We start from the raw sequence: 24,891 nt of genomic DNA on the forward strand, positions 1-24,891 counted from the left end.
ACGCCCCTCTGCACCTTCTGCGCGGCGGCCCGGCACGCCGGACGTGGCGACAACGATTCAGGATCAGCGACCTGAGCACAGGGGTCGCCGCAAATATCGCAGGACACTGCGGGATATCAATCGTCCGGTCGTCGCCGCCATGACCTGGCGAGCGCTGCTCGCGCCATGGAACCGGCCCGGTGATAGCGTGACCGCGGAGGTGGAATCGATGGAGCTGGTTTATCGAACCGGTGGAAACCACGTCGTCGTCAATCCGGCGCTTCTCGTGATCGCCTGCGATCCGCGCGAGCTCGAGCCGGTCATGGACTATACGCGCGAAGAGCGAGCGCTGCTGAATTCGCTCCGCAACTTCACCTTCTACACGACCTGTCTGCGAGTCTCTCCGCGCAGGGCGCAAGATCGGGTCGTCATCCTCGCTCCGGACATCGTCGAGTCCCAGACCGGCCTCGTGCAGGGGTATCGCAACGAGACGGCAAAACAGTGGGGCCTTCCCGCCGCGAACCGCGCCGCGACCAACGTCGTCACGATATACCAGATGGTAGGGATCAACGGCGAGTCGGATCCCGGCACCCTCGCCGCACAGCGAAAGGCATTCTTGGACGACCCTCCTTCGTGGTGGCCGTTCCGGCCCGGATAGTACGAGATCGTGCAGGTCGAAGAAAATCAGAACGGCGAGATCCACCCGGCCGTGAACCCGTTGCAGACGCCCTACTTCAACCAGTTCTTCTCCGGCGCGCTCGAAGCCGGGGCTCCGTGGCGATGGCTCGACATGCAGGGCGCGAACGACACGGTGTACGTCCACGCGTCGACGTGCTTCGAGTCCGTCCTGCACTGCTGGTCGTATCTGAACATCCTGCTCGACGCCAAGCCCGCCCTGCTGTCGGCAGCCAAGGACAGCGCCATCGTCGTCATCGGTGCGGGAGTGAGCGGGTTGCTCTTCGCGCAGCGCTTCATCGACTCGGGCTTCACCAACATCACCCTGCTGGAGAAGACGAACAGGTTCGCCGGCAAGACGCATTCGTTGCAGGTGCCGGACCAGGGCGTCACCTCGATCGCCGAGCTCGGCACGTGCTACCTGTCGCCGGCGTACGACGAGATGGTGCAAGCGCTCTCCGAGTTCACCGTCGGCAACAAGCGCGTGGCCGTCGCGCACGGGACCGAACGAGGCATAGTCGTCGGCACGCCGCCGAACGAGACGGTCATGGCTTTCGGCGACTACGGACTCATGGTCGCGTGCCAGTATCTCGGTTTCGGTTGGCCGTGCAGCAAGGTGGAGCAGGACCTCGCCTACGCCGAGCTGCTGGCCGCCGCCGCGATCTACGTCCGCCTGCGCTGGGAGATCTTCGGCACCGTCGACGGCGTCATGCCGGTCTCGAAGCCTGTCGGCGACCCGCACGGCATCTTTTCGAAGAGCTTCGCGCAATATCTTGACGACAACAAGATGGGCGCGTTGAAGGGCTATCTGATGTACGCCTATCAGGTGCAGGGTTATGGCGATCTCGACAAGATCCCTGCGTACTACGGCCTCGTGTGGGTCATGCCGGACATGGCACAACCCTTTGGCGAGTCGAGCGGCGTCACGGCCTGGCAGAAGGGCTGGGAAGACGTCTGGGATCAGATGGTCAAGAAGCGCAACATGAACATCAAGCTGAACACGAGCGTGGTCAGCATCCGCCGCTGACTGCACGGCGCGATAGAGGGCGACACCCGGCCGCTGCACGCTCGGGACAAAGGCAACGCGGAGATCGGTGAGTGCGAGGAACGTGCCGCCGCCGGGGAAGCGGCGCGCGGCTCGGGCGCGCCTGGCATCAGGAGAAGTCGCCAACCCTCGGCACGGCAACCAGGTTCACAGCACTCCCGACGCCCCGCTCCCAGGCAATCCCCAGGAAACCCGGCAAGGCTTAGTTGACCGTTCAACTAGGGAGCTGGGCCGCATGAAGAAGACCGTCGCACTGACCATCGGGATCGTGCTGCTGTGCGGCGCGCTGCTCCTGGGCGGCACCTGGGTCTACGCCCGCTCGCAGGCCGGGACCGAGGCAGCACCTCTCGCCCTCACGTCGCCCGCTCCGAGCGGGTCGTCGGACTCCGCCGACGACGCCGGCAGCACGGCCACCGGCCCCGTCGCCGACGGCGTCTACGCGGTCGACACCGGGTCGCAGGCCGGGTACCGGGTCGACGAGGTCCTCTCGGGACAGGACGTGACCGTCGTCGGTCGCACGAGCGACGTGCGCGGCGAGGTGACGGTCGAGGGCGGCGTGCTCACCGCGGCCAGCGTCGAGGTCGACATGACCACGATCGCGACCGACGACTCGGGCCGCGACCGGCAGTTCCTCGGGATCCTCGACACCTCGGCGCACCCGACCGCGACGTTCGTCCTGTCGTCGCCCGTGGACCTGTCGGGACTCGCCAGCGGCACCGCGACCGTCGAGGCGACAGGGACGCTCACGATCAAGGGCGTCTCGCACGAGGTCGTCGTGACCCTCGACGCCCAGACCGTGGGCGACGGCGCGCAGGTCAGCGGATCCATCCCCGTGACGTTCTCCGACTACGACGTGAGCGCGCCGAACCTCGGGTTCGTCACGGTCGAGGATGCCGGGACCGTGGAGCTGCTGCTCGAGCTCACGCCCGCTGGTTCCTGACCGGGCCGTCCGACGCCCCGCCGGTCGCCTCGCCTGTGGCCTCGCCGGCTGCCTCGCCTGCCGCCTCGCGAGGCGCGACCGGCAGGTCGGGGAGCCCGGCGATCCCGCTCGAGACGCCGTCGCCGCGCTTGCGCCCGCCGGCCGCCTCGTCACGCACCAGGCGGACCCACAGCAGGACCGCGAAGGCTCCGAAGATCCACCACTGGAGCGCATAGAACGCGTTCTGGATGTTGACGCCCGTGCCGCCCTCGATCGTGGGCCGGGGCAGCACGCGCGGACCGCCCTCGTCCGCTGCGAGCTGGGCGGGGTCGGAGTCGATCATGACGAGGTAGCCGCCGTAGATGGGGTTGCCCCAGGCGTTCGCGAGCGCCGCGGACGAGATCGAGTCGGTCTGTCCCTCGGGCAGGCCCCCGGTCCCGTCGGCCTCGGAGGCCTGGAGGTAGGCGGTGACCCGCACCTGGCCGGAGGGTACGGCGAGGGCCACCTCGTCCTCAGCGTCCGCCGTCGGGACCCAGCCGCGGACGACCGGGACGACGGGCGGGCCGGACAGGTCGGCCCACGACTCGCCGTCCGTCCCGTCGTCGGACACGCGCAGGGGCGTCAGGACGAGGAAGCCCGTCTCGCCGTCGAGCGCACGGCCGGCGACCAGGAGCTGGCCCTCGGGCTCGTACTCGCCCTCGACCCAGACCTTGTGCCCCACGAGCTCGCCCGGGAAGGTCGACTGCGGGGGCAGGACCTCGCCGAGCCCGTCGGGTCCCTTGGCCTCCGCCTCGGCCTCGGCCTCCGCGAGGGCGTGCTGCTCGGCGAGCTCGGCACGCTCGTAGGCGCGGTCGAGCTGCCACACTCCGAGGCGGCCGCACACGCCCGCCGCGAGGAGGAAGAGCAGCAGGAAGCCGATCATGCGGGGGCTGCGGGCGACGGCCCAGAAGCCTGGGCGAGGGGAGGCCTGGTCGGACACGCCCCCACGGTAACCGGGCGCGAGTTGCCCCGGAGAATCCGTGCGGGGAGACGTGACCCACACCACTGTCCGCGGTTCCGGCGACCCGATCGGGACTTCCTGACCGACCGGTCGGGGACCTTCGTCCTTTTCTGCCGTTTCGGGCGCACCTCACACTCCGCGGGACCACCGAAACCATGCGTCACCCCGGCCGATGCGGTTGTATGAAGGGGCCACCATCCCCCGGTACAGCTGGAGCGTGCGATGACTACGACCACCTCGCGTCCGACAGAAGGAACACCTTGGCGATCCGGTGAGGTCGCCCCTCTCTCGGAGGAGACCCTCGCCCGCGTCGACGGCTGGTGGAGGGCGGCCAACTACCTCTCGGTGGGTCAGATCTACCTGCTCGCGAACCCCCTGCTGCGCGAGCCCCTCGACCGGGACGACGTGAAGCCCCGTCTCCTGGGCCACTGGGGCACCACGCCCGGCCTCAACTTCCTCTACGCGCACCTCAACCGTGCGATCGTCGAGCGCGAGCAGTCCACGATCTACGTCACGGGTCCCGGCCACGGCGGCCCCGGCCTCGTCGCGAACTCCTACCTCGAGGGCACCTACTCCGAGGTCTACTCCGACATCACGCAGGACACCGAGGGGCTTCGCCGCCTGTTCCGGCAGTTCTCGTTCCCCGGCGGTATCCCCTCGCACGTCGCACCGGAGACTCCCGGCTCGATCCACGAGGGCGGCGAGCTCGGCTACGCGCTCTCGCACGCGTACGGCGCCGCGTTCGACAACCCGGACCTCCTGGTCGCGGCCGTCGTGGGCGACGGCGAGGCCGAGACCGGCCCCCTGGCCACGAGCTGGCACTCGAACAAGTTCGTCAACCCGGTCAACGACGGTGTGGTGCTGCCGATCCTGCACCTCAACGGGTACAAGATCGCGAACCCGACGATCCTCGGCCGCATCAGCGACGACGAGCTGCACGACCTCATGGTCGGCTACGGGCACACGCCCTACTTCTTCTCGGGCGGGTTCGACGGCGAGGACCACTACGAGGTGCACCGCCGGTTCGCGACCCTGCTCGACGAGGTGCTCAACCACATCGCGCAGATCAAGGCCGACGCCGCGGCAGGCAACGACGAGCGCCCGTTCTGGCCCATGATCGTGTTCCGCACCCCCAAGGGGTGGACGGGCCCCAAGACGATCGACGGCAAGAAGACCGAGGACTCCTGGCGCTCGCACCAGGTGCCGCTCGCGAGCGCGCGCGACACCCCCGAGCACCTCCAGGACCTCAAGGACTGGCTCGACTCCTACCGCGTCCACGAGCTGTTCGACGACAAGGGCCGCCTCGACGCGGACATCGCGCAGCTCGCCCCGCGCGGCACGCTGCGCATGAGCGACAACCCGCACACCAACGGTGGCCTGCTCCTCAAGGACCTGCGCCTGCCCGACTTCCGCGACTACGCGGTCGAGGTCACCGCCCCCGGCGGGGGCCTCTCGGAGGCGACCAGGGTCCTGGGCCAGTGGCTGACCGACGTCGTGCGGCTCAACCCGGACAACTTCCGGATCTTCGGCCCGGACGAGACCGCGTCGAACCGCCTGCAGGCGGTCTACGAGGTCACGGACAAGCAGTGGAACGCGGAGTTCTTCGGGCCCGACGTCGACGAGCACCTCGCGCGTGCGGGTCGCGTCATGGAGATGCTCTCCGAGCACCAGTGCCAGGGCTGGCTCGAGGGGTACCTCCTCACGGGGCGCCACGGGCTCTTCTCGTGCTACGAGGCCTTCATCCACATCATCGACTCGATGTTCAACCAGCACGCCAAGTGGCTCAAGGTCACCAACGACATCCCGTGGCGCCGGCCCATCGCGAGCCTCAACTACCTGCTCTCGAGCCACGTGTGGCGCCAGGACCACAACGGCTTCAGCCACCAGGACCCCGGCTTCATCGACCACGTGGTGAACAAGAAGGCGGAGATCGTCCGCGTCTACCTGCCGCCGGACGCCAACACGCTGCTCTCGACCTACGACCACTGCCTGCGCTCGCGCCAGTACGTGAACGTCGTCGTCGCGGGCAAGCAGCCCGCGCCGAACTTCCTGACCATGGACCAGGCGATCGCCCACTGCACGCGCGGCCTGGGCATCTGGGAGTGGGCCGGCACCGAGGTCCCGGGCGAGGACCCGGACGTGGTGCTCGGCTGCGCCGGGGACGTCCCGACGCTCGAGACCCTGGCCGCGGCCGACCTGCTGCGCCAGCACCTGCCCGAGCTCAAGGTCCGCGTGGTCAACGTCGTGGACCTCATGCGCCTGCAGGACGAGAAGGAGCACCCGCACGGGCTCTCCGACCGCGACTTCGACACGCTGTTCACCACGGACAAGCCGGTCGTGTTCGCGTACCACGGCTACCCGTGGCTCATCCACCGCCTGACGTACCGCCGCAACGGGCACGAGAACATCCACGTGCGCGGCTACAAGGAGGAGGGCACCACCACCACGCCGTTCGACATGGTCATGCTCAACGACCTCGACCGGTTCCACCTGGTGATCGACGTGATCGACCGCGTGCCCTCGCTGCGGTCGAAGGCGGCCGGGCTGCGCCAGAAGATGGTGGACGCCCGTCTGGAGGCTCGTCAGTACACGAGAGAGCACGGCGAGGACATCCCCTCGGTCCGTGACTGGGTGTGGCCCGACGCGGGCGACACCGCAACTGCAGAAGGCGGGCCGGCGTACGACGCGGCCGCCGCTACCGGAGGCGACAACGAGTGACCAGCACCGCCCGATCCATCTACCTCGCCTCACCCGAGGGTGAGACGGGGAAGTCGACGATCGCCCTGGGAGTCCTCGACCTGCTGACCCGCAGGGTCCAGCGGGTCGGGGTCTTCCGCCCCGTGACCAGGACCTCGCCCAGCGCCGTCACGGGGGCCGTGGCCCCCGTCGAGGCGGCCGGCACCCCGGCCGGGTCCGCCCCGGCAGAGGCCGGCGCACGCGAGCAGGACCGCGACTACGTGCTCGAGCTCCTGCTCGCGCACGACGGCGTCGACCTCACCTACGAGGAGGCCATGGGCGTCACGTACGACGACGTCCACGCCGACCCCGAGGCCGCGCTCGCGCAGATCGTCTCGCGGTACCACGAGGTCGCCAAGCAGTGCGACTTCGTGGTCGTCGTCGGGACCGACTACACCGACGTCGCAGGACCGACCGAGCTCGCGTTCAACGCGCGGATCGCCGCCAACCTGGGGGCCCCCGTGCTCCTGGTCGTCTCGGGCCGCGAGCGCTCCCCCGAGGCCATCGCGAACCTCATCGAGGTCAGCGTGTCCGAGCTCCGTTCGAACCACGCGCAGCCCATCGCGGTCATCGCCAACCGCTGCCTCCCGGCCAGCATCGAGGACGTGCGCGCCCAGCTGTCGGCGCTGTCGTCCGACGACACGGGCAGGGGCGCGGCGTCGTCGGGCACGCTGCCCGGCTGGGCCATCCCCGAGGACCCGTTCCTCAACGCGCCCACGGTGGCCGCACTCATGGAGGCCGTGGGCGGCGAGCTCGCCCTGGGCGACCCCGAGCTGCTCGGCCGCGAGGTCCTCGACGTGCTCGTGGGTGCCATGTCGCTCGAGCACCTGCTCGACAAGCTGGTCGACGGCGCCGTGGTCATCACGCCCGGCGACCGCAGCGACATCCTCATCGGGCTGCTCGCCGCCCAGCAGGCGCGCAACTTCCCGTCGCTCGCGGGCATCATCCTGAACGGCGGGTTCTACCCGCCCGACTCGACCGGTCGCCTCGTCGCGGCCCTCGACCCGAGCCTGCCGATCATCCGCACCGATCTCGGGACGTTCCGCTCGGCGAGCGCCGCGTCACGCGCGCGGGGCCGGGTCTCCAAGGAGTCCCAGCGCAAGGTCGACACCGCGCTCGCGCTGTTCGAGCAGAACGTCGACGGCGCGGCGCTCCTCGCGGGGCTCGACGTCCCGCGCCCGGAGGTCGTCACGCCGCTCATGTTCGAGTACGAGCTCCTGTCGCGGGCCCGCGCGGACCGCAAGAACATCGTGCTCCCCGAGGGGGAGGACGACCGCATCCTGCGCGCGGCCTCGACCCTCCTGGGCCGTCAGGTCGCGGACCTCACGATCCTGGGCGACGAGCAGTCGATCCGGGCGCGCGCGACCGAGCTGGGCCTGGACATCGACGCGGCGACCGTGATCGACCCGCACGACCCCGAGCTCGTCGAGCGGTTCGCCGAGGAGTACACCCGGTTGCGCGCCCACAAGGGCATGACGGTCGAGCGCGCGCGCGAGATCGTGCCGGACGTGTCCTACTTCGGCACCATGATGGTCCACCTGGGCCTGGCCGACGGCATGGTCTCGGGCGCCCGGCACACCACGGCGCACACCATCAAGCCGTCGTTCGAGATCATCAAGACCGTCCCGGGCGTCTCGGTCGTCTCGTCGGTGTTCCTCATGTGCCTCGAGGACCGTGTCCTGGTCTACGGCGACTGCGCCGTCAACCCGGACCCGACCGACACGCAGCTCGCGGACATCGCCATCTCGTCCGCGGCCACGGCGCTGCAGTTCGGGATCGACCAGCGCGTCGCGATGCTGTCCTACTCGACGGGCGAGTCGGGCTCGGGCGTCGACGTCGACAAGGTGCGCTCGGCGACCGAGCTGGTCCGCAGCCGTCGCCCCGACCTGTTCGTCGAGGGCCCCATCCAGTACGACGCCGCGGTGGACGCCTCGGTGGCGGCCTCCAAGATGCCGGGCTCCGACGTGGCCGGCAAGGCGACCGTCTTCATCTTCCCGGACCTCAACACGGGCAACAACACCTACAAGGCCGTGCAGCGCTCGGCCGGCGCGGTGGCCGTGGGACCGGTCCTGCAGGGCCTCAACAAGCCCGTGAACGACCTCTCGCGCGGTGCCCTGGTCCAGGACATCGTCAACACCGTGGCCATCACGGCCATCCAGGCACAGGCAGGGTCGACAGCCCTGTCCAGCACGAACGGAGCTTCCGCATGACCGTCCTCCCGGAGCACGAGCGCACCAACCCGTACTCGGCGTACGGCGCGCACGGCTCGGTGCTCGTGATGAACTCGGGCTCGTCCTCGCTCAAGTACCAGCTGGTCAACCCGGTGGGCGGCGAGGCCATCGCCGCCGGGACGATCGAGCGCATCGGCGAGTCGAGCGGGGTCATCAAGCACCGCTTCGCGGGGAACACGACGACGCGCGAGGAGCGCGTCGCCGACCACGGCGAGGCGTTGCGCATCGCGCTCTCGCTCTTCGACGAGGTGGGCCCCCGGCTCGCGGACGCCAACGTGTACGCCGTGGGGCACCGCGTGGTGCACGGTGGCGCGACGTTCTCGCGGCCGGTCCTGGTCGACGACGACGTGGAGCGCCAGATCCTCGACCTGGCCCCCCTCGCGCCGCTGCACAACCCCGCCAACGTCACGGGCATCTCGGTCGCACGCCGGCTCCTGCCCGACGTCCCGCACGTCGCGGTGTTCGACACCGCGTTCTTCTCGTCGCTGCCCCGGGCCGCCTCGACGTACGCGCTCGAGAAGGAGACCGCGGAGAAGTACGGCGTGCGCCGGTACGGCTTCCACGGCACGAGCCACCACTACGTGTCGGGCAAGGTCGCGCGCGTCCTGGGCCGCCGGCTGCAGGACCTCAACATCATCGTGCTGCACCTCGGCAACGGCGCGTCGGCCTCGGCCGTGCGCGGCGGGATCGCGGTCGACACCTCGATGGGCCTGACGCCGCTCGAGGGCCTGGTCATGGGGACCCGGACGGGCGACATCGACCCCGCGGTCATCTTCCACCTGGCCCGCAACGCGAACATGTCGATCGACGAGCTCGACGACCTGTTCAACAAGCGCTCGGGCATCAAGGGCCTCGCGGGCGAGAACGACTTCCGCGCCCTGCACGAGCTCATCGCGTCGGGCGACGAGGACGCGAGGCTGGCCCTGGACGTCTACATCCACCGCCTGCGCAAGTACATCGGTGCCTACATGGCCGTGCTGGGGCGCATCGACGTGATCGCCTTCACGGCCGGCGTGGGCGAGAACGACGACATCGTGCGCGCCCAGGTCGTCGAGGGTCTCGCGGGTCTGGGTATCGCCGTGGACCCCGAGCGCAACGCGGTCCGCAGCAAGGAGCCGCGCGTCATCTCGCCCGACTGGACGAGCACGCTCGTCATGGTCGTCCCGACCATGGAGGAGCTCGCGATCGCCCGGCTGAGCGTCGAGGTCGTCGAGGAGACCGAGAAGGCGGGTCGCCCTGTCACGTTCCCCCCGGCTGCGCTAGCCTCCGAGGCGGTGGACCCCGAGGTCCCGGCCGAGGACCACGCGCCCGAGCCGACCCTCGCCGAGGAGAGCTGACCTCACCACCCCGCTGACGCCGTCGGGCAGGGAGCACCGCCCGGCGACGACAGTGCACCGGCACGGCACTGCCGGCGCACGACCCGAGCCACGCCTCGACCCTCTAGGGTCGAGGCGTGGCTCTTCTCATCGACCCGCCGACCTGGCCGGCCCACGGGACCCTCTGGTCCCACCTCGTGTCCGACTCCTCGCTCGACGAGCTGCACGCGTTCGCCGAGCGGTTGGGGCTCGGGCGGCGCGCGTTCGACCTGGACCACTACGACGTCCCGGCCGAGCGCCACGCGGACTGCGTCGCCGCGGGTGCGCACGGCGTCTCGGGGCGAGAGCTCATCGTGCGGCTGCGCGCCTCGGGCCTGCGCGTCCCCGCACGCGACCGGGCGGCCGCGAAGGCGGCAGCGCTCACGGCCCGCTGGGACGCGCTCCTGCCGGGCGTCCCGGGCGCGCGCGAGGTCGGCGCGGACCTCGTGCGGCGCTGGCACGAGCCGCACCGCGTCTACCACGGCCCCTCGCACCTGGTGCACGTGCTCGACTCGCTCGCGGTCCTCGAGGGGCGCTCGCCGGGCGTGCCCGCGCGGGGCGAGGCGGCGCCGTCGGGCACGTCGTCGCGCGCGCAGCTCGCGCTGTGGTTCCACGACGCGGTCCACGAGGGGGTCGCGGGCGAGGACGAGGAGGCGTCGGCGGAGCTCGCGGTGGCGAGCCTCACCCCGCTGCTCGCCGGCCCGACGACGGAGCGCACCCCGGGCGCCGATCCCGCCGCCGGCGGGACTCGCCTCACGGCGGACGACGTCGCGGAGGTCGCGCGGCTCGTCCGGCTCACCGCGGGCCACGACCCCTCCCCCGACGACGCCGTGGGAGCGCTCGTGTGCGACGCGGACCTCGCGATCCTCGGCGCCATGCCCGACCGCTACGCCCGCTACGTGCGCCAGGTCCGGGCCGAGTACGCGCACGTCCCCGACGACCTCTTCCGGGCCGGACGCGCCGCGGTGCTCGAGCAGCTCCTCGCACTGCCCGCGCTCTTCAGGACCCCGCTCGGTCGCGAGCGCTGGGCCGCGCGCGCCGAGGAGAACCTCCGGACCGAGCTCGCGGGACTCGTGGGCGCCTCGGGAACTGCCTGACTGCTCCCCTGGGTTCGCGGCCTTCCCGGGGGCGTGCGGCCCGGGCTCCGCGCCTCGGGCCGCGACGCGCACGACGGCAGGGCTCCGGAGCCCGGACCGGCCGCTAGGCTCGCCCGCGTGAGCGCACCGCAGGGGAACCCCGCGCCGACGGTACCGACGGATCCGACGGCAGGGCCCGTCCCGACCCCTCGGGGGCGTCGGCGGACGCTCGCGCTCGGCGCTGCCGCGCTCGTGCTCGTGGTCGCGGCCCCGCTCGCCTGGGTGCAGGTCGGCGGTCGGCTCCAGGTCAGCCCCGACGTCGCCTCGACGCCCGAGCGGCCCGTGGTCATTGTGCTCGGTGCCGGACTGCGACCCGACGGGTCACCGTCGACCTTCCTGCGTCGGCGCCTCGACGCGGCGCGCGAGCTCTACGAGCAGGGAAAGGTCCAGGTCGTCCTCGTGAGCGGCGACAACTCCCGCGAAGGGTACGACGAGCCGACCGCGATGCTCGACTGGCTCGTCGAGCAGGGGGTCCCGGCCGAGCACGTGGTCCGCGACTTCGCCGGGTTCGACACGTTCGCCGGGTTCGACACGCACGACACGTGCGTCCGCGCGCACGAGATCTTCGGCGTCACGGAGGCCGTGGTCGTCACGCAGGACTACCACCTGCCACGCGCCCTGTTCTCGTGCTCCCAGGCGGGTATCGACGCCGTGGGCGTGGGGGTGCCCTCGACGAGCGTCGAGCCCCCGAAGGCCGTGATGTACCGCGTGCGCGAGGTGCCCGCGTCGCTCAAGGCGGCCTGGGACGCCCTCACGCACCGCGAGCCGGTGCACCCGGGCGCGAAGGAGACCGCGGTCTCCGACGTCCTCGAGTCGCGCTCCGCGACGCCCTGACACCCACGATCGATCGCCCGCCCCGGACGTGGGGCGGGCGATCGATCGTCGTGGGCGCCGGTCGGCGCGACGCCGCTACGGCAGACGCAGCTTCTTCATGACCGCGAACGCGGCCGTGAGCAGGCGGCTGGGCCGGTCCCCCGGCTGGGCGTACAGCGTGTCGAAGCTCAGCCCGCGCGACACCCCGCGCTGGACCACGATCGTCTGGGGCTCGGTGAGCGCCTCGATGCCTTCGCGTCCGTGGCGGCGCCCCTGCCCCGAGGACTTGAAACCGCCCATGGGGGCCGAGACCGAACCGAACGCCGCGGCGTAGCCGTCGTTGATGTTGACCGCACCGGCCTCGACCTGCGCCGCGAGGCGACGGCCCCGCGCCGTGTCCTGGGTCCAGATGCTCGCGCTGAGCCCGTACTCGGAGTCGTTCATGACGCGGATCGCGGTCGCGTCGTCGGGCACGCGCGTCACCGAGACGACCGGCCCGAACGTCTCCTCGTGAGCGCAGGCCGCGGTGGGCGGGACATGGTCGAGGACCGTGGGGGCGTAGAAGTACGGGCCGATGTCCGCGCGGTGGACGCCGCCGGCCAGCACCCGGGCACCCTGCGCGAGGGCGTCGTCGACGTGCGCGACGACGCGGTCGAGCTGCGCCTGCGACGTGAGCGAGCCCATGTCGACCGAGTAGTCGAGCGCGGTCCCGAGCGTGAGCCCGCGCACGAGCGGGACGAACGCGTCGAGGAACTCCTCGGCGATGTCCTCGTGGAGGATCAGACGCTCGATCGAGACGCACAGCTGGCCGCTGTTCGAGAAGCAGGCCCGCACCGCTCCCTGGGCTGCCGACGGGACGTGCGCGTCCGCCGCGACGTACAGGGGATTCTTGCCGCCCAGCTCGAGCGTGGTCCCGATGAGGCGCTCGCCAGCCTGGGCGGCGACCTTCCGACCTGTCGCGGTCGAGCCCGTGAAGGCGATGTGGTCGACCAGACCCGTCAGAGCGGCGCCCACGTCTCCACCGCCCGCGACGACGAGGAAGAGGTCGCCGGGCAACCCGGCCTCCTCGAGCAGCTCGGCGGCCCACAGTGCGGTCAGGGACGTCTGCGGCTCCGGCTTGAGCACGACCGCGTTGCCTGCCACGAGCGCGGGCAGGGCCTCGGCGAGCCCGAGCGTCAGCGGGTAGTTCCAGGGAGCGATGGCCCCGACGACGCCGACGGGCCGGCGGTGCACCGTGGCTCCGGTCAGGACCGGGAGCATGCCGCCCACGCGACGGTCCGCGAGGTAGGTGGCCGCCCGCACGCCGTAGTGACGCGTGACCTGGGCGATGTCGCCGACCTCCTCGAACGCGCTGCGCCGCGACTTGCCGGTCTCCATCTGCAGGAGGTCCAGGACCTCGGCCTGCCTCTCGAGGACCAGGTCGTGGAAGCGCAGGAGCACCGCGGCACGCTCGGCGACCGTGGTGTGAGCCCACGAGCGCTGAGCCCGACGAGCACGCTCGACGGCTTCGGCCACGTCCTCGACCGAGGACAGGGGGATCGCCGCGAGGGGCGCACCCGTGAACGGGAGGAGGGACCGGTGGTCGCCCGCGGTGTGAGAGGTGACGATGCGGGCCACGAGGGGAGCGACGACGTCGGGCTCCAGGACGTACGTGGCCGAGGGATCCTCGGGGTCGATGAGTCCGTCGATCGCGGCGCTGCCGCCCTGGCCGCCGTCGGCTGGTTCGCTTGCCATGCGTGACAGGTTACGCGTCGGTACCCCCACGCAGAACATCCTTCACACAATCCCCCTGGTGACGCGGTCCCGACGCCGCGCCGGGAGACCGGGCCGGGGGCTCCGGGCCGCACGCCGCCCGGCTCAGCCCTGCGCGGCCCAGGTCCGCGCGCCGTCGAGCAGGTGCGTGAGCGCCTCGTCCACGACCCCGGCGGGGTCACGCTCGGGGGCACTCTGCGCCCACCAGACGAGGGCCGCGAAGTTCGCTGCCGCGCACGCCGCCGCGAGCGAACGGGCACGCAACGAGGACTGCGCGGCCCCCTCGGCCCGGCTGAGGAACTCCGCGACCGACGCGGCCGACGTCCCGATGCTCGACGTGCCCCAGGAGAGGAGCTCCTCGTCGCCGGCGATGAGGCACAGCCGCTGACGCGTGACCTCGAGCGCCTCGGGCGGGAAGGTGGACGACGCTACGAACGCACCGCGCACGACGTCGAGGGCCTCGGGCAGGGTCACGTCACCGGCCGCGGCGAGCACGCCGTCGATCGCGTCGCGCGCCTCCCCCGAGCCACCCCAGACCATCGCGGCCTTGGAGGGGAAGAGGCGGAACAGGGTCCGTCGGCCGACGCCGCACGCGACCGCCACGTCGTCCATCGTGACGTTGCCGAACCCCTCGTCCGTGAAGAGGCGCAGGGCCGTGGCCGCCACCCGGTGCCGGTCGACGGTAGCCGGCCGGCCTCGGCGTGCGGTTGTCTCCGACATCACATCTCCTCGGGGTACTTCTTTATGGCACTCGGTGTTAAAAAGGTAGCAGGGGGCCGCACCCGGCCCCTCCATCCGGCGGAAGGACCCCATCATGACCACGTCGACCATCCCGAACCGCTTCGCAGGGGCGACCGTCGTCGTCACCGGCGCCGGCTCCGGCATCGGCAAGGCGACCGCGACCCGGCTCCTCGCCGAGGGCGCCCGCGTCATCGCGAGCGACCTCGACGCCGAACGGCTCGATGCGCTCAGCGTAGAGGTCGGCGACCTCCCCCTGACGACCGTCGTGGGCGACGTGTCCGACGACGCGGTGATCGCGCAGATCGTCGAGGTCGGCGAAGGGCGCATCACGGGCCTCGTCAACAACGCGGGGATCATGGACGCGTTCGTGCCCACCGCCGAGATCGACGACGCGCTGTGGGAGCGGGTCCTGCGCATCAACGTGACAGCCCCCATGAAGCTCATGCGCGCCGTGCTGCCCGCGATGGTCGAGGCCGGGCACGGGCGGATCGTCAACGTCGCGAGCGAGGCCAGCATCCGCGCAGGCGCGTCGGGCACGCCCTACGCGACGTCCAAGCACGCCGTCGTGGGCCTCACCAAGAGCACCGCGCTCTTCTACGGCCCCGCGGGCGTACGCGTCAACGCCGTCGCACCGGGAGCCGTCGCGACCAACATCGAGGCGCCGTTCCGCTCCGAGCTGGGCGCCCAGCGCCTGGGCCCGATCATGCAGGCGACCGTGCCCGCTCCCGCGACCGCCGAGCAGCTCGCGGCCTCGATCACGTGGCTGCTGTCCGAGGACTCCGCCAACGTCAACGGCGCGCTCCTGATGTCGGACGGTGGCTGGTCGACGATCTGACGGCTCGCCCCCACGGGTGACGGCCGCGGGTCGGTCGGGCGGCAGCACCGCGCCTCCTGACCGACCCGCGAGCGGCAGCTCGTCGCGTCGCGCCGTCGCGGCCGAGGGTCAGACGAGGTCTCGCCCCAGGACCGTGCACTCGGCGTCCGTGTACCCGAGGCGCTCGTAGAAACCCAGGACGGGCGTGTTGGTCGTGCGCACCATGAGTCGCACCTTGCGGGCACCGGCGGCCAGGAGCCACGCCTCCGCGGCCACGACCGCGTCCCTGCCGAGTCCCGCGCCCTGGAGCGCGGGCGCCACCGCGACGTAGTAGATCCAACCGCGGTGCCCCTCGTACCCGGCCAGCGCGGTGGCGACGACGGCGCCGCCCTCGTCGTGCGCGACCAGGACCGTCGACGTCGGGTTGACCCGCGCGTCAGCGACGTCCCGGTGGGCGTCGTTCCACGGGCGCGCCAGTCCGCACCCGTCCCACAGGGCGACGACCTGCTCGACGTCGTCGTCGGCGATCTCACGGAACTCCACGCCGCCGACCCGCAGGTGCTCGGGCGCGGCGTCGGGCGCACCCGCGGCGAGGGCGTTCGTCAGAGCGACCCCGTCGCGGATGCGGCCCGGAGCCATCAGCGCGGCTGGTACGGCGAGACGACGACCTCGACGCGCTGGAACTCCTTGAGGTCGGAGTAGCCCGTCGTGGCCATGGCGCGCTTGAGCGCGCCCACGAGGTTGAGCGTGCCGTCGGCCTGACGGCCCGGGCCGAACAGGATCTCGTCGAGCGTGCCGGCCGTGCCGACGCTCACGCGCTCGCCGCGGGGCAGCTGCGGGTGGTGCGCCTCGGAGCCCCAGTGCCAGCCACGCCCGGGAGCCTCGGAGGCGCGCGCCAGAGCAGCACCCAGCATCACGGCGTCGGCGCCGCACGCGACCGCCTTGACCAGGTCGCCCGAGCGGCCCACGCCGCCGTCGGCGATGACGTGCACGTACCGGCCGCCCGACTCGTCGAGATAGTCACGGCGCGCGGCCGCGACGTCTGCGACGGCCGTCGCCATGGGGGCGTGGATGCCGAGGCTCACGCGCGTCGTGTGCGCCGCGCCGCCGCCGAACCCGACCAGGACGCCCGCGGCACCCGTCCGCATGAGGTGCAGGGCCGCGGTGTACGTCGAGGCGCCGCCGACGACCACGGGGACGTCCAGCTCGTAGATGAAACGCTTGAGGTTGAGCGGCTCGGCGTTGCCCGAGACGTGCTCGGCCGAGACCGTGGTGCCACGGATGACGAACAGGTCCACCCCCGCGTCCACGACCGTCTTGTAGAACTCCTGGGTCCGCTGCGGGGACAGCGCGCCCGCGACCGTGACGCCCGTCGCGCGGATCTCCTTCAGGCGCTGGGTGATCAGCTCGGCCTTGATGGGCTCGGCGTACACCTCCTGCATGCGGCGCGTCGCGCTCGCGGCGTCGAGCGTCGCGATCTCCGCGAGGATCGGCTCCGGGTTCTCGTAGCGCGTCCACAGGCCCTCGAGGTCCAGCACGCCCAGGCCGCCCGCGTTGCCCAGGGCGACCGCGGTCGACGGGCTCATGACGGAGTCCATGGGTGCCGCCAGGATCGGCAGGTCGAAGTGGTAGGCGTCGATCTGCCACCCCACCGACACGTCCTCCGGGTCACGAGTACGCCGGGAGGGGACCACGGCGATGTCGTCGAAGGAGAAGGCGCGCCGTCCGCGCTTGCCACGACCGATCTCGATCTCGTTGCTCACCCGACGAGGATACCGGCCCGCACCGCTCCCCCGCCCGCCCGTGCCGCCGGGTGGACTCTGCACGTCCAGCCCCGGGCGACCGGGAGCCCGGCGGACCGTCGGGGACGGCGGGCCCGTCCCGCGGCGCACGGGCGAGCCTGCGGCGACCCGACGCCCCTGCGAACGCGCCGCGCCCGTGCGTGTCAGTGGCCGCTGGCATGCTCACGACCAGAGACCAGGACAGGTCGGGCACGGCGCAGTCGGCGGGCCGGCCGTCCACAGGACCACTGCAAGGAGCACGACGATGAGCTGGACCACCAGGCCCCTGCTGGGCTTCGACACGGAGACCACCGGCGTGGACGTCCACAACGACCGCATCGTGACGGCAGCCCTCGTCCGGCGCGTGCCGGGCGAGAGCACCGAGGTGCGGACGTGGCTGATCGACCCGGGCGTCCCCATCCCCGCGGAGGCCGCCGCGATCCACGGGATCTCGACCGAGCACGCGGTCGAGCACGGGGAGGCCCCGGGCCCCGCGCTCGAGGAGATCGCGTCGCTCATCGCCGCGGACCTCGCGCTGGGGGTCCCGGTCGTCGCGTTCAACGCCGCGTTCGACCTCTCGCTGCTCGACGCCGAGCTCACGCGGCACGGTCTCCCGACCCTGGGCGAGCGCCTGGGGCGCGAGGTCACCCCGGTGATCGACCCGCTCGTGCTGGACCGCTCGCTCGACCGCTACCGCAAGGGCAAGCGCAAGCTCGGTGACCTGTGCGCGCACTACGGCGTGTTCGACGGCGGCAACCTGCACACCGCGGACGTCGACGTCCTGGCGACCCTCGACGTGCTCGAGGCCATGACCCGCGCGTTCCCGGAGATCGTCGACCAGGACCTCGACGCGCTCCACCGCCACCAGATCACGGCCCACCGCGCCTGGGCGGAGAACTTCAACTCCTGGCGCCAGCAGCAGGGGTACGTCGGGGCCGGCGCCAGCACCGCCTGGCCGTCCTGACCGCCCGCAGCACACCGCTCTGAACTCATGGAACAGATGAGTCAGGCGTGATGATCTCGTGAAACTGCCGCCACACCCCAAGATCGACGCGCCAATATCTCATGCATGAGTTACGGTCGGTCCATGACCATGGTCGACGAAGCACCCCAGCACCTCGCGCAGGTCGCCGCGCTCATCCGCGGCGCCCGCCAGAACAAGGGCCTGACCCAGGCCCAGCTCGCCGAGAGGCTCGGCACCAGCCAGAGCGCGATCCACCGGATCGAGCAGGGCTCGCAGAACGTGAGCCTCGACATGCTCGCGCGGATCAGCGCAGCCCTCGACTCCGAGATCATCACGTTCGGGGCCCCCAAGCACTCGCACCTGCGGGTCAGCGGAGGTCACGAGCTCTCCGGACGCATCGAGGTCAACTCCTCGAAGAACGGGGCCGTCGCGCTGCTCTGCGCGTCGCTGCTCAACCGGGGCCGGACCACGCTGCGGCGCGTCGCGCGCATCGTCGAGGTCGACCGCATCGTCGACGTCCTGCGCAGCATCGGCGTCCAGGCGACCTGGTCGACCGACGGCCGCGACCTCGAGATCGTCGTGCCCGAGCACCTCGACCTGGCCTCGATCGACGTCGACGCGGCACGCCGCACACGGTCGATCATCATGTTCCTCGGCCCGCTCCTGGGCCTCGAGCGCGAGTTCGCGCTCCCCTACGCGGGCGGGTGCGACCTCGGCACCCGGACCGTCGAGCCGCACATGATCGCGCTGCGCCCGTTCGGGCTGTCGGTCACGGCGGCATCGGGCAACTACGAGGCCCTCGTGACCCCGGGTGGCACGGAGGACCTGAGCGTCGTCCTGACCGAGCGCGGCGACACCGTCACGGAGAACGCGATCATGGCGGCCGCATCGCGCGACGGCGTGACCACGATCCGCAACGCCAGCCCCAACTACATGGTCCAGGACCTGTGCTTCTACCTCGAGCTCGTCGGGGTGCGCATCGAGGGCATCGGCACCACGACCCTGCGCATCCACGGCCGCACCGACATCGACGCGGACGTCGAGTACGCGGTCTCCGAGGACCCGGTCGAGGCCATGAGCCTGCTGACCGCGGGGATCGTGACGGGCTCGGAGATCACGGTCGCGCGCGTGCCCATCGAGTTCATGGAGATCGAGCTCGCGACGCTCTCCGAGATGGGGCTGCGCTACTCGCTCACGCCCGAGTACCTGGCGCTCAACGGTCGCACGCGTCTGGTCGACGTGACGGTGCACCCGAGCGAGCTGCACGCCCCGATCGACAAGATCCACCCCATGCCGTTCCCGGGGCTCAACATCGACAACCTGCCGTTCTTCGCGGTCATCGCCGCGTGCGCGAGCGGTCACACGCTCATCCACGACTGGGTCTACGAGGGCCGGGCCATCCACCTGACGGACCTGACCCGGCTCGGGGCGGACGTCCGGCTGCTCGACTCGCACCGCCTCGACATCACGGGACCCACCCACTGGTCGGGCGCCGAGGTCAGCTGCCCGCCCGCGCTGCGCCCCGCCGTCGTGATCCTGCTCGGGATGCTCGCCGCGAAGGGCACCTCGGTGCTGCGCAACGTCGACATCATCTCGCGCGGCTACGAGCAGCTCCAGGAGCGGCTCATCGAGCTGGGGGCGCGGATCGAGACGTTCCGCGACTGACCCCTCCGAGCACAGGAACGGGCGCGACCCCCACCAAGGGGGTCACGCCCATTCTGGCGTACGGGAGGAGGCGGGTCAGCGTCCCGTGTAGTTGGGCGCCTCGACCGTCATCTGGATGTCGTGCGGGTGCGACTCCTTGAGCCCGGCCGGCGTGATGCGCACGAACTTCCCGCGCTCCTGGAGCTGGGGGATCGTGTGCGCACCGACGTAGAACATCGACTGGTGCAGTCCGCCGACGAGCTGGTGGGCGACCGCACCGAGCGGGCCGCGGTAGGGCACCTGACCCTCGATGCCCTCGGGCACGATCTTGTCGTCGCTCGCGACGTCCGCCTGGAAGTAGCGGTCCTTGGAGTAGGACACCTTCTTGCCGCGCGAGGCCATCGCGCCGATCGAACCCATGCCGCGGTAGAGCTTGTACTGCTTGCCGTTGACGAACACGAGGTCGCCGGGGCTCTCGTCGCAGCCCGCGAGGAGCGAGCCGAGCATGACCGTGTCCGCTCCGGCGACGAGCGCCTTGGCGATGTCTCCCGAGTACTGCAGGCCGCCGTCACCGATGACGGGGACGCCGGCCGGGCGGCACGCGAGCGAGGCCTCGTAGATCGCGGTGACCTGCGGGACGCCGACCCCGGCGACGACGCGGGTCGTGCAGATCGAGCCCGGCCCGACGCCGACCTTCACGCCGTCCGCGCCCGCGTCGACGAGCGCCTGCGCACCCGCACGCGTCGCGACGTTGCCGCCGACGATCTGGACGTCCTTGAACGCCGGGTCCGCCTTGAGCTTGCGGATCATGTCGAGCAGGAGGCGGGCGTGCCCGTTGGCGGTGTCCGCGACGAGGACGTCGACCCCGGCCTCGGCGAGCGAGGTCGCGCGCGTCCAGGCGTCACCGAAGAAGCCGATCGCGGCGCCCACGCGCAGACGCCCCTCGGCGTCCTTGGTCGCCCCCGGGTACTGCTCGGTCTTGACGAAGTCCTTGACCGTGATGAGCCCGCCCAGGCGGCCCTCGGCGTCGATCAGAGGCAGCTTCTCGATCTTGTGCTTGGCGAGCAGCGCTGCGGCGTCGTCGCGCTCGATGCCGATCGGGGCCGTCACGAGCGGCATGGGGGTCATGATCTCGAAGACGCGACGCTCCGCGAAGTCAGCGGGGTTGACGAAGCGCAGGTCCCGGTTCGTGATGATGCCCAGGAGCTTGCCGGTCTCGTCGACCACGGGCAGCCCCGAGACCCGGTACTGGCCGCACAGGGCGTCGAGCTCGGAGAGGGTGGCCTCCGGGCCGACCGTGACCGGGTCGGTGATCATACCGGACTCGGAGCGCTTGACGAGGTCGACCTCCTTGGCCTGCGCCTCGATCGACAGGTTGCGGTGGATGATCCCGATCCCGCCCTGGCGGGCCATGGCGATCGCCATGCGCGACTCGGTGACCGTGTCCATCGCGGCGGAGAGCAGCGGCGAGGACATGGTGATCTCGCGCGTCAGCCGCGCGGTCGTATCGACCTCGCTCGGGATGACGTCCGTCTCGTTCGGGAGCAGGAGGACGTCGTCGTACGTCAGTCCGGTGAATCCGAAGGGGTCGTGTGCGGGGGCTGCGAGAGAGTCGGTCACATCAAGATTCTACGCCGAGGGCCTCTGACATATTCCCGGCCGTCCCGCCACCGGACGGCCGGGAGGGCGGCTCCCGCCGTGCACGTGGCGCGCGTCACCGGACGACGGCGAGCGCCTCGTGGAGGAGCCCCGTGAAGCTGCGCACCCGCTGCACGGTCGCGGCGAGGGGCAGGCCCGTCGCCGCCGCGTCGTTCTGGAGCCCGACGAAGATGGGCAGGTCCGGGTTCGCCTCGTGCACCGTCCGGACGACGTCGAGGTCCGGCCGGGGCTGCGTCGTCACGACCGCGACCGCTGCAGGACGCACCATGGCGACGAGCTCGAGAGAACGGTGCATCGTGGCCGACCCGGTCACGATGCGGGCCATGGCTCCCTGCGCGCCCAGGGCGGCGGCGAGCGCGTGGGCCGCGAGCGGCACCTGCTCTCCCGGCGCCGCGAAGATCAGCACGATCCGCCGCATCCTGCTGGGATGGTTGGGGGGCGGACCGCCTCCCGCGACGAGCGCGGCCTCGGACTGCTGGGTGTACTCGCGCAGCGCGGCCAGGGTCGCGTTGCTGAAGACCACCTCCGGCATCTCTCCCGGGGAGGCGAGGAACGTGCGCTCGGCTATGCGGTGGAGGGCCGGTTCCACGAGCGTCGACCACCACTGACCGGGGTCGGTGCCGGGCGCGATGCGCAGGAGCTTGTCGCACCGCTTCTGGTCGAACGAGATCGCGGCGTCGACCACGTCGGACACGCCCGTGGCGCGCGTCGCGCCGATGCGGACCGGCTCGTCGTCCGCGCCGCGCGGGACCGCGCGCAGGAGGCGCAGCCCCCCGCCGGGCGTCTCGCCCGACGGCTCGCCCTCGTCCCCGTCCTCGGCGGGGCCGTCGGAGCCGGCGGCCTGCTCGATCTGGCCGCTCTCGAGCGCGAGCTCCGCCTGGTCGGCATCCAGGGCCGCGCGCGCGGCGTCGACCGGTGCGACGCCCTCGAGCGTGAGGCGACGCATGATGACGAGGCGCGCGACGTCGTCGGCCGTGTATCTCCGGTGCGAACCGGCAGTGTGCTCGGAGGGACCCAGACCGTAGCGACGGTCCCAGGTGCGGAGGGTGGCCGGGGCGACGCCCAACCTCTTGGCGACGGCTGCGACAGCGAGTGCAGGAACCTCGGTCACCTTCCGTCGGGGCCCGCCGGGGGTCGGGGCGGACCGGAGTGAAGTCATGCACCGATTCTGCCGACCGGCTCACCCCCTCGCCACTTCGGGCGCGGCGTGTCTCGGTCGGCTGTCCCGGTGTGTCCTGTCACACAGTGGACAACGCCGCAGTTCGCGCCATGTTCGCCATGAAACGGTGCACAGAGAGGCAAAGCCGGTCAGAAACTCATCCACCCCCGCCCCTTGAACAACTTCTGCAACGCTTGTAGGTTGTTCGACATGACAGAGATCTCGAGGCTCCCCGGACCGGTGATGGAACTGTGGGAATGGCAGTACCAGGGCTCGTGCCGCGACGCGGACGACACCCTCTTCTTCCACCCGGAGGGCGAGCGAGGCTCCACCCGCCGCCGCCGCGCGGAAGCGGCCAAGGCCATCTGCGCCTCGTGCCCCGTGCTGATGCAGTGCCGCGAGCAGTCGCTCAAGGTTCGCGAGCCGTACGGCGTGTGGGGCGGCCTGAGCGAGGACGAGCGCTCTGCGATCCTGGCCGGGGTCTCCAAGACCGCCTGACCTCCACCTGACCTCACGCTCGTCGCGGCGCCGCGCTCGACGAAGCGCCGCGGCCGGCACCACGACCGGCCTCGTCACGACCTGCACCACTCGAGAGCTCAGCAGACCCCTGACATGACGAAGGGCCCCGCAACCGAGGTTGCGGGGCCCTTCGTGCTGGCAGCTGCCAGCCGTCAGCCGATGATCAGGCGACGACCACGGCGAGGATGTCGCGTGCGGAGAGCACCAGGTACTCCTGGCCCCCGTACTTGACCTCGGTGCCGCCGTACTTGCTGTAGATGACCTTGTCGCCGACGACGACGTCCAGGGGGACGCGGTTGCCGTTGTCGTCGATACGACCCGGACCAACGGCCAGGACCTCGCCCTCCTGGGGCTTCTCCTTGGCGGTGTCCGGAATGACCAGGCCGGATGCGGTCGTGGTCTCGGCCTCGAGGGCCTTCACGACGATCCGGTCCTCGAGCGGCTTGATGGGGACCGACACGTCGGACCTCCCCTTTCGCTATGAGAACTGCAACGGATGAGTGTCGAGCGCTGCCTGCCGTCCGTCGTCGCGGGTGCCGGACCGGCTGGTGTCGCTCTGGTGTTCGCCCGCCCCCGAGGGGGCGAACGTCCTACGCACAATCTAGGTCCGCATTAGCACTCGGTCAAGGCGAGTGCCAACGCGCGCCGGGCGTGGAAAGATCGACGCATGGACGCGTCGGCACTGACCAAGCTGCTCAGCCCGACGGGGTGGGCGCTCCTCAACGCGCTCCCCCCGTACGACGAGCGGCAGGCCATGGTGCTCGCGACGGGACTGCGGGCCCAGGGGGTGGACCCTGAGCTCGCCGCGGCCGCGCTCACCCAGTCGCGCCTGCGCGCCAAGGCGCACCTGAAGTTCGACACGTTCGCGGACGGCATGCTCTTCACCCAGGACGGCCTCGAGCAGGCCACGCGGCTCGTGGTGGCCGCACGCCACGCGCAGCGCTATCACGCGGCCGGCGTGACCAAGGTCGCCGACCTGACGTGCGGGATCGGTGCCGACTCCATGACGTTCGCCGGGACGGGCCTGCAGGTCCTCGCGACGGACATCGACGAGGTCACGGCGTCGATCGCGACCGTCAACCTCCGTCACTTCCCCGAGGCCGAGGTCCGCCACGCGGACGGGCTGAGCATCGACCTGGCGGCAGAGGGCGTCGACGGCGTGTTCGCCGACCCTGCGCGCCGCACGCGCTCGGGCACGCGCATCTTCGACCCTCGCTCGTACGCTCCCCCGCTCGACGACGTGTGGGCCCTGCGCTCGGTCGTTCCCGCGGTCGGTATCAAGGTCGGCCCCGGCATCCCGCACGCGGGACTGCCGACCGACGCCGAGACGCAGTGGGTCTCGGTCGACGGCGACGTGGTCGAGGCCGCGCTGTGGTTCGGCCCGCTCGCCCCCGAGGGCCCCGGGCGCACCGCGCTGGTCCTGCGGACCGTGACGGACGACGACGGCACGCGCCGCACCACGTCGCGCACCCTTCGCCATGCCCAGGGGGACGACGAGCTCGTCCCGGACGTGGGCGTCGTCGGGCACTATCTCTACGAGCCCGACGGCGCGATCATCCGCGCCGGGCTCGTCGCCCAGGCCGCAGCAGAGCTCGGCGGGCGACTGCTCGACCGGACCATCGCCTACGTGACCACGGACTCCCCCGCTCCCCGCTCCGCCGTGGGCAGCCCTGGGTCCGCAGACGTCGCGACCGGGTACCGCGTCCTGGACGTCATGCCCTTCAGCCTCAAGAAGCTCAAGGCCTACCTGCGCGAGCGTGGCGTGGGACGGCTGACCATCAAGAAGCGGGGCACGGCCGTCGTGCCCGAACAGCTCCGCAAGCAGCTCGACCTCCGCGGTACCGCGGAGGCGACCGTCGTCCTCACCCGGATCGCCGGCTCGCAACAGGTCCTGGTCGTCGAACCGTTGATCCGGCCCGACGGCACGAACATCCTCGACTCCCCCACGCCTCCTGAAAGGGGCTGATCG

Annotated in this window: 21 protein-coding genes; 13 read left to right on the forward strand and 8 right to left on the reverse strand. The window is 71.3% G+C overall.

All coding sequences use genetic code 11. From position 1 onward, the window contains the following. Window positions 1-43 precede the first annotated feature (43 nt). The 3 genes from ACFWGN_RS05895 to ACFWGN_RS05905 all read left to right on the forward strand — a co-directional run bounded on the left by ACFWGN_RS05895 (window position 44) and on the right by ACFWGN_RS05905 (window position 2,639). Complete coding sequence (locus tag ACFWGN_RS05895; RefSeq protein ID WP_377616103.1) at window positions 44-637, forward strand: hypothetical protein; 594 nt, start codon at window positions 44-46, stop codon at window positions 635-637. A gap of 9 nt (window positions 638-646) precedes the next feature. Next, window positions 647-1,681 carry an NAD(P)-binding protein gene (locus ACFWGN_RS05900; RefSeq protein WP_377616104.1) on the forward strand — a complete coding sequence of 345 codons (1,035 nt, stop codon included), beginning with the start codon at window positions 647-649 and terminating at the stop codon, window positions 1,679-1,681. Window positions 1,682-1,934: 253 nt separating this feature from the next. Beyond that, window positions 1,935-2,639: a YceI family protein gene (locus ACFWGN_RS05905; protein WP_377616105.1), complete on the forward strand. Its 705-nt coding sequence runs from the start codon at window positions 1,935-1,937 to the stop codon at window positions 2,637-2,639. On the opposite strand, the gene ACFWGN_RS05910 is transcribed toward ACFWGN_RS05905, so the two are convergent. Next, window positions 2,620-3,597, reverse strand: coding sequence for an SURF1 family protein (locus ACFWGN_RS05910; protein ID WP_377616106.1), 978 nt, complete (start codon window positions 3,595-3,597; stop codon window positions 2,620-2,622). The two genes, ACFWGN_RS05905 and ACFWGN_RS05910, sit on opposite strands and share 20 nt — an antisense overlap. 243 nt (window positions 3,598-3,840) lie before the next feature. Between ACFWGN_RS05910 and ACFWGN_RS05915 the strand changes: the two genes are divergently transcribed. From ACFWGN_RS05915 to ACFWGN_RS05935, 5 genes are all read left to right on the forward strand, one after another. Further along, window positions 3,841-6,336, forward strand: coding sequence for a phosphoketolase (locus ACFWGN_RS05915; protein ID WP_377616107.1), 2,496 nt, complete (start codon window positions 3,841-3,843; stop codon window positions 6,334-6,336). Continuing rightward, window positions 6,333-8,564 (forward strand): phosphate acetyltransferase, encoded by a 2,232-nt coding sequence (gene pta, locus ACFWGN_RS05920; protein WP_377616108.1) that lies wholly within the window; start codon window positions 6,333-6,335, stop codon window positions 8,562-8,564. The genes ACFWGN_RS05915 and pta overlap by 4 nt, the downstream gene beginning before the upstream one ends. After that, window positions 8,561-9,922, forward strand: a complete 1,362-nt coding sequence (locus ACFWGN_RS05925) for an acetate/propionate family kinase (RefSeq protein ID WP_377616109.1) — start codon at window positions 8,561-8,563, stop codon at window positions 9,920-9,922. The genes pta and ACFWGN_RS05925 overlap by 4 nt, the downstream gene beginning before the upstream one ends. Before the next feature lie 116 nt (window positions 9,923-10,038). Continuing rightward, window positions 10,039-11,037 (forward strand): DUF4031 domain-containing protein, encoded by a 999-nt coding sequence (locus tag ACFWGN_RS05930; protein ID WP_377616110.1) that lies wholly within the window; start codon window positions 10,039-10,041, stop codon window positions 11,035-11,037. 117 nt (window positions 11,038-11,154) lie between these two features. Next, on the forward strand, window positions 11,155-11,910 hold the full coding sequence (locus ACFWGN_RS05935; RefSeq protein ID WP_377616112.1) for a vancomycin high temperature exclusion protein: 756 nt from the start codon (window positions 11,155-11,157) through the stop codon (window positions 11,908-11,910). A 75-nt stretch (window positions 11,911-11,985) separates the two neighbouring features. On the opposite strand, the gene ACFWGN_RS05940 is transcribed toward ACFWGN_RS05935, so the two are convergent. Both ACFWGN_RS05940 and ACFWGN_RS05945 read right to left on the reverse strand, forming a co-directional pair. Then, window positions 11,986-13,623 (reverse strand): succinic semialdehyde dehydrogenase, encoded by a 1,638-nt coding sequence (locus tag ACFWGN_RS05940; protein WP_377616113.1) that lies wholly within the window; start codon window positions 13,621-13,623, stop codon window positions 11,986-11,988. A gap of 123 nt (window positions 13,624-13,746) precedes the next feature. Further along, window positions 13,747-14,361 carry a TetR family transcriptional regulator gene (locus tag ACFWGN_RS05945; RefSeq protein WP_191801346.1) on the reverse strand — a complete coding sequence of 205 codons (615 nt, stop codon included), beginning with the start codon at window positions 14,359-14,361 and terminating at the stop codon, window positions 13,747-13,749. A 94-nt stretch (window positions 14,362-14,455) separates the two neighbouring features. Between ACFWGN_RS05945 and ACFWGN_RS05950 the strand changes: the two genes are divergently transcribed. Continuing rightward, window positions 14,456-15,217: an SDR family NAD(P)-dependent oxidoreductase gene (locus tag ACFWGN_RS05950; protein ID WP_191801348.1), complete on the forward strand. Its 762-nt coding sequence runs from the start codon at window positions 14,456-14,458 to the stop codon at window positions 15,215-15,217. Window positions 15,218-15,325: 108 nt separating this feature from the next. Here the strand turns inward: ACFWGN_RS05950 and ACFWGN_RS05955 are convergent, their stop codons facing one another. Together ACFWGN_RS05955 and ACFWGN_RS05960 are read right to left on the reverse strand one after the other, a co-directional pair. Continuing rightward, on the reverse strand, window positions 15,326-15,835 hold the full coding sequence (locus ACFWGN_RS05955; RefSeq protein WP_377616114.1) for a GNAT family acetyltransferase: 510 nt from the start codon (window positions 15,833-15,835) through the stop codon (window positions 15,326-15,328). After that, the gene (locus tag ACFWGN_RS05960) at window positions 15,835-16,959 is read right to left on the reverse strand and encodes a GuaB3 family IMP dehydrogenase-related protein (RefSeq protein WP_056653894.1); all 1,125 of its coding nucleotides are present in this window, start codon (window positions 16,957-16,959) and stop codon (window positions 15,835-15,837) included. The genes ACFWGN_RS05955 and ACFWGN_RS05960 overlap by 1 nt, the downstream gene beginning before the upstream one ends. 283 nt (window positions 16,960-17,242) lie before the next feature. Here ACFWGN_RS05960 and ACFWGN_RS05965 point away from each other — a divergent pair, with 283 nt between their 5' ends. Both ACFWGN_RS05965 and ACFWGN_RS05970 read left to right on the forward strand, forming a co-directional pair. Continuing rightward, a complete protein-coding gene (locus ACFWGN_RS05965) occupies window positions 17,243-17,941 on the forward strand; it encodes an exonuclease domain-containing protein (RefSeq protein WP_191801352.1) in 699 nt (232 codons plus the stop codon). 123 nt (window positions 17,942-18,064) lie between these two features. Beyond that, complete coding sequence (locus ACFWGN_RS05970) at window positions 18,065-19,606, forward strand: UDP-N-acetylglucosamine 1-carboxyvinyltransferase (protein ID WP_225219969.1); 1,542 nt, start codon at window positions 18,065-18,067, stop codon at window positions 19,604-19,606. Window positions 19,607-19,681: 75 nt separating this feature from the next. Here the strand turns inward: ACFWGN_RS05970 and guaB are convergent, their stop codons facing one another. Continuing rightward, a complete protein-coding gene (gene guaB / locus ACFWGN_RS05975; protein ID WP_377616115.1) occupies window positions 19,682-21,205 on the reverse strand; it encodes an IMP dehydrogenase in 1,524 nt (507 codons plus the stop codon). Between the two features lie 94 nt (window positions 21,206-21,299). After that, a complete protein-coding gene (locus ACFWGN_RS05980; RefSeq protein ID WP_191801356.1) occupies window positions 21,300-22,403 on the reverse strand; it encodes a MerR family transcriptional regulator in 1,104 nt (367 codons plus the stop codon). A 210-nt stretch (window positions 22,404-22,613) separates the two neighbouring features. Between ACFWGN_RS05980 and ACFWGN_RS05985 the strand changes: the two genes are divergently transcribed. Continuing rightward, on the forward strand, window positions 22,614-22,901 hold the full coding sequence (locus tag ACFWGN_RS05985; protein WP_056653881.1) for a WhiB family transcriptional regulator: 288 nt from the start codon (window positions 22,614-22,616) through the stop codon (window positions 22,899-22,901). A gap of 184 nt (window positions 22,902-23,085) precedes the next feature. Here the strand turns inward: ACFWGN_RS05985 and groES are convergent, their stop codons facing one another. After that, on the reverse strand, window positions 23,086-23,382 hold the full coding sequence (groES, locus tag ACFWGN_RS05990) for a co-chaperone GroES (RefSeq protein ID WP_056653879.1): 297 nt from the start codon (window positions 23,380-23,382) through the stop codon (window positions 23,086-23,088). Window positions 23,383-23,589: 207 nt separating this feature from the next. On the opposite strand from groES, the gene ACFWGN_RS05995 reads away from it, so the two are divergent. Next, window positions 23,590-24,888, forward strand: a complete 1,299-nt coding sequence (locus ACFWGN_RS05995) for an SAM-dependent methyltransferase (RefSeq protein WP_377616116.1) — start codon at window positions 23,590-23,592, stop codon at window positions 24,886-24,888. The last annotated feature ends 3 nt before the right edge of the window (window positions 24,889-24,891 follow it).

Source organism: Oerskovia sp. NPDC060338 (assembly GCF_042726295.1).
GTDB classification, from domain to species: domain Bacteria; phylum Actinomycetota; class Actinomycetes; order Actinomycetales; family Cellulomonadaceae; genus Oerskovia; species Oerskovia merdavium.

What these genes read in the sequence shown, in the direction of transcription:
- ACFWGN_RS05905 (WP_377616105.1), top strand. Translation starts at nt 1,935, where the DNA reads ATGAAGAAGACCGTCGCACTGACCATCGGGATCGTGCTGCTGTGCGGC.
- ACFWGN_RS05915 (WP_377616107.1), top strand. Translation starts at nt 3,841, where the DNA reads ATGACTACGACCACCTCGCGTCCGACAGAAGGAACACCTTGGCGATCC.
- ACFWGN_RS05925 (WP_377616109.1), top strand. Translation starts at nt 8,561, where the DNA reads ATGACCGTCCTCCCGGAGCACGAGCGCACCAACCCGTACTCGGCGTAC.
- ACFWGN_RS05940 (WP_377616113.1), bottom strand. Translation starts at nt 13,623, where the DNA reads ATGGCAAGCGAACCAGCCGACGGCGGCCAGGGCGGCAGCGCCGCGATC.
- ACFWGN_RS05945 (WP_191801346.1), bottom strand. Translation starts at nt 14,361, where the DNA reads ATGTCGGAGACAACCGCACGCCGAGGCCGGCCGGCTACCGTCGACCGG.
- ACFWGN_RS05950 (WP_191801348.1), top strand. Translation starts at nt 14,456, where the DNA reads ATGACCACGTCGACCATCCCGAACCGCTTCGCAGGGGCGACCGTCGTC.
- ACFWGN_RS05955 (WP_377616114.1), bottom strand. Translation starts at nt 15,835, where the DNA reads ATGGCTCCGGGCCGCATCCGCGACGGGGTCGCTCTGACGAACGCCCTC.
- ACFWGN_RS05965 (WP_191801352.1), top strand. Translation starts at nt 17,243, where the DNA reads ATGAGCTGGACCACCAGGCCCCTGCTGGGCTTCGACACGGAGACCACC.
- ACFWGN_RS05970 (WP_225219969.1), top strand. Translation starts at nt 18,065, where the DNA reads ATGACCATGGTCGACGAAGCACCCCAGCACCTCGCGCAGGTCGCCGCG.
- ACFWGN_RS05980 (WP_191801356.1), bottom strand. Translation starts at nt 22,403, where the DNA reads ATGACTTCACTCCGGTCCGCCCCGACCCCCGGCGGGCCCCGACGGAAG.
- ACFWGN_RS05985 (WP_056653881.1), top strand. Translation starts at nt 22,614, where the DNA reads ATGACAGAGATCTCGAGGCTCCCCGGACCGGTGATGGAACTGTGGGAA.
- ACFWGN_RS05995 (WP_377616116.1), top strand. Translation starts at nt 23,590, where the DNA reads ATGGACGCGTCGGCACTGACCAAGCTGCTCAGCCCGACGGGGTGGGCG.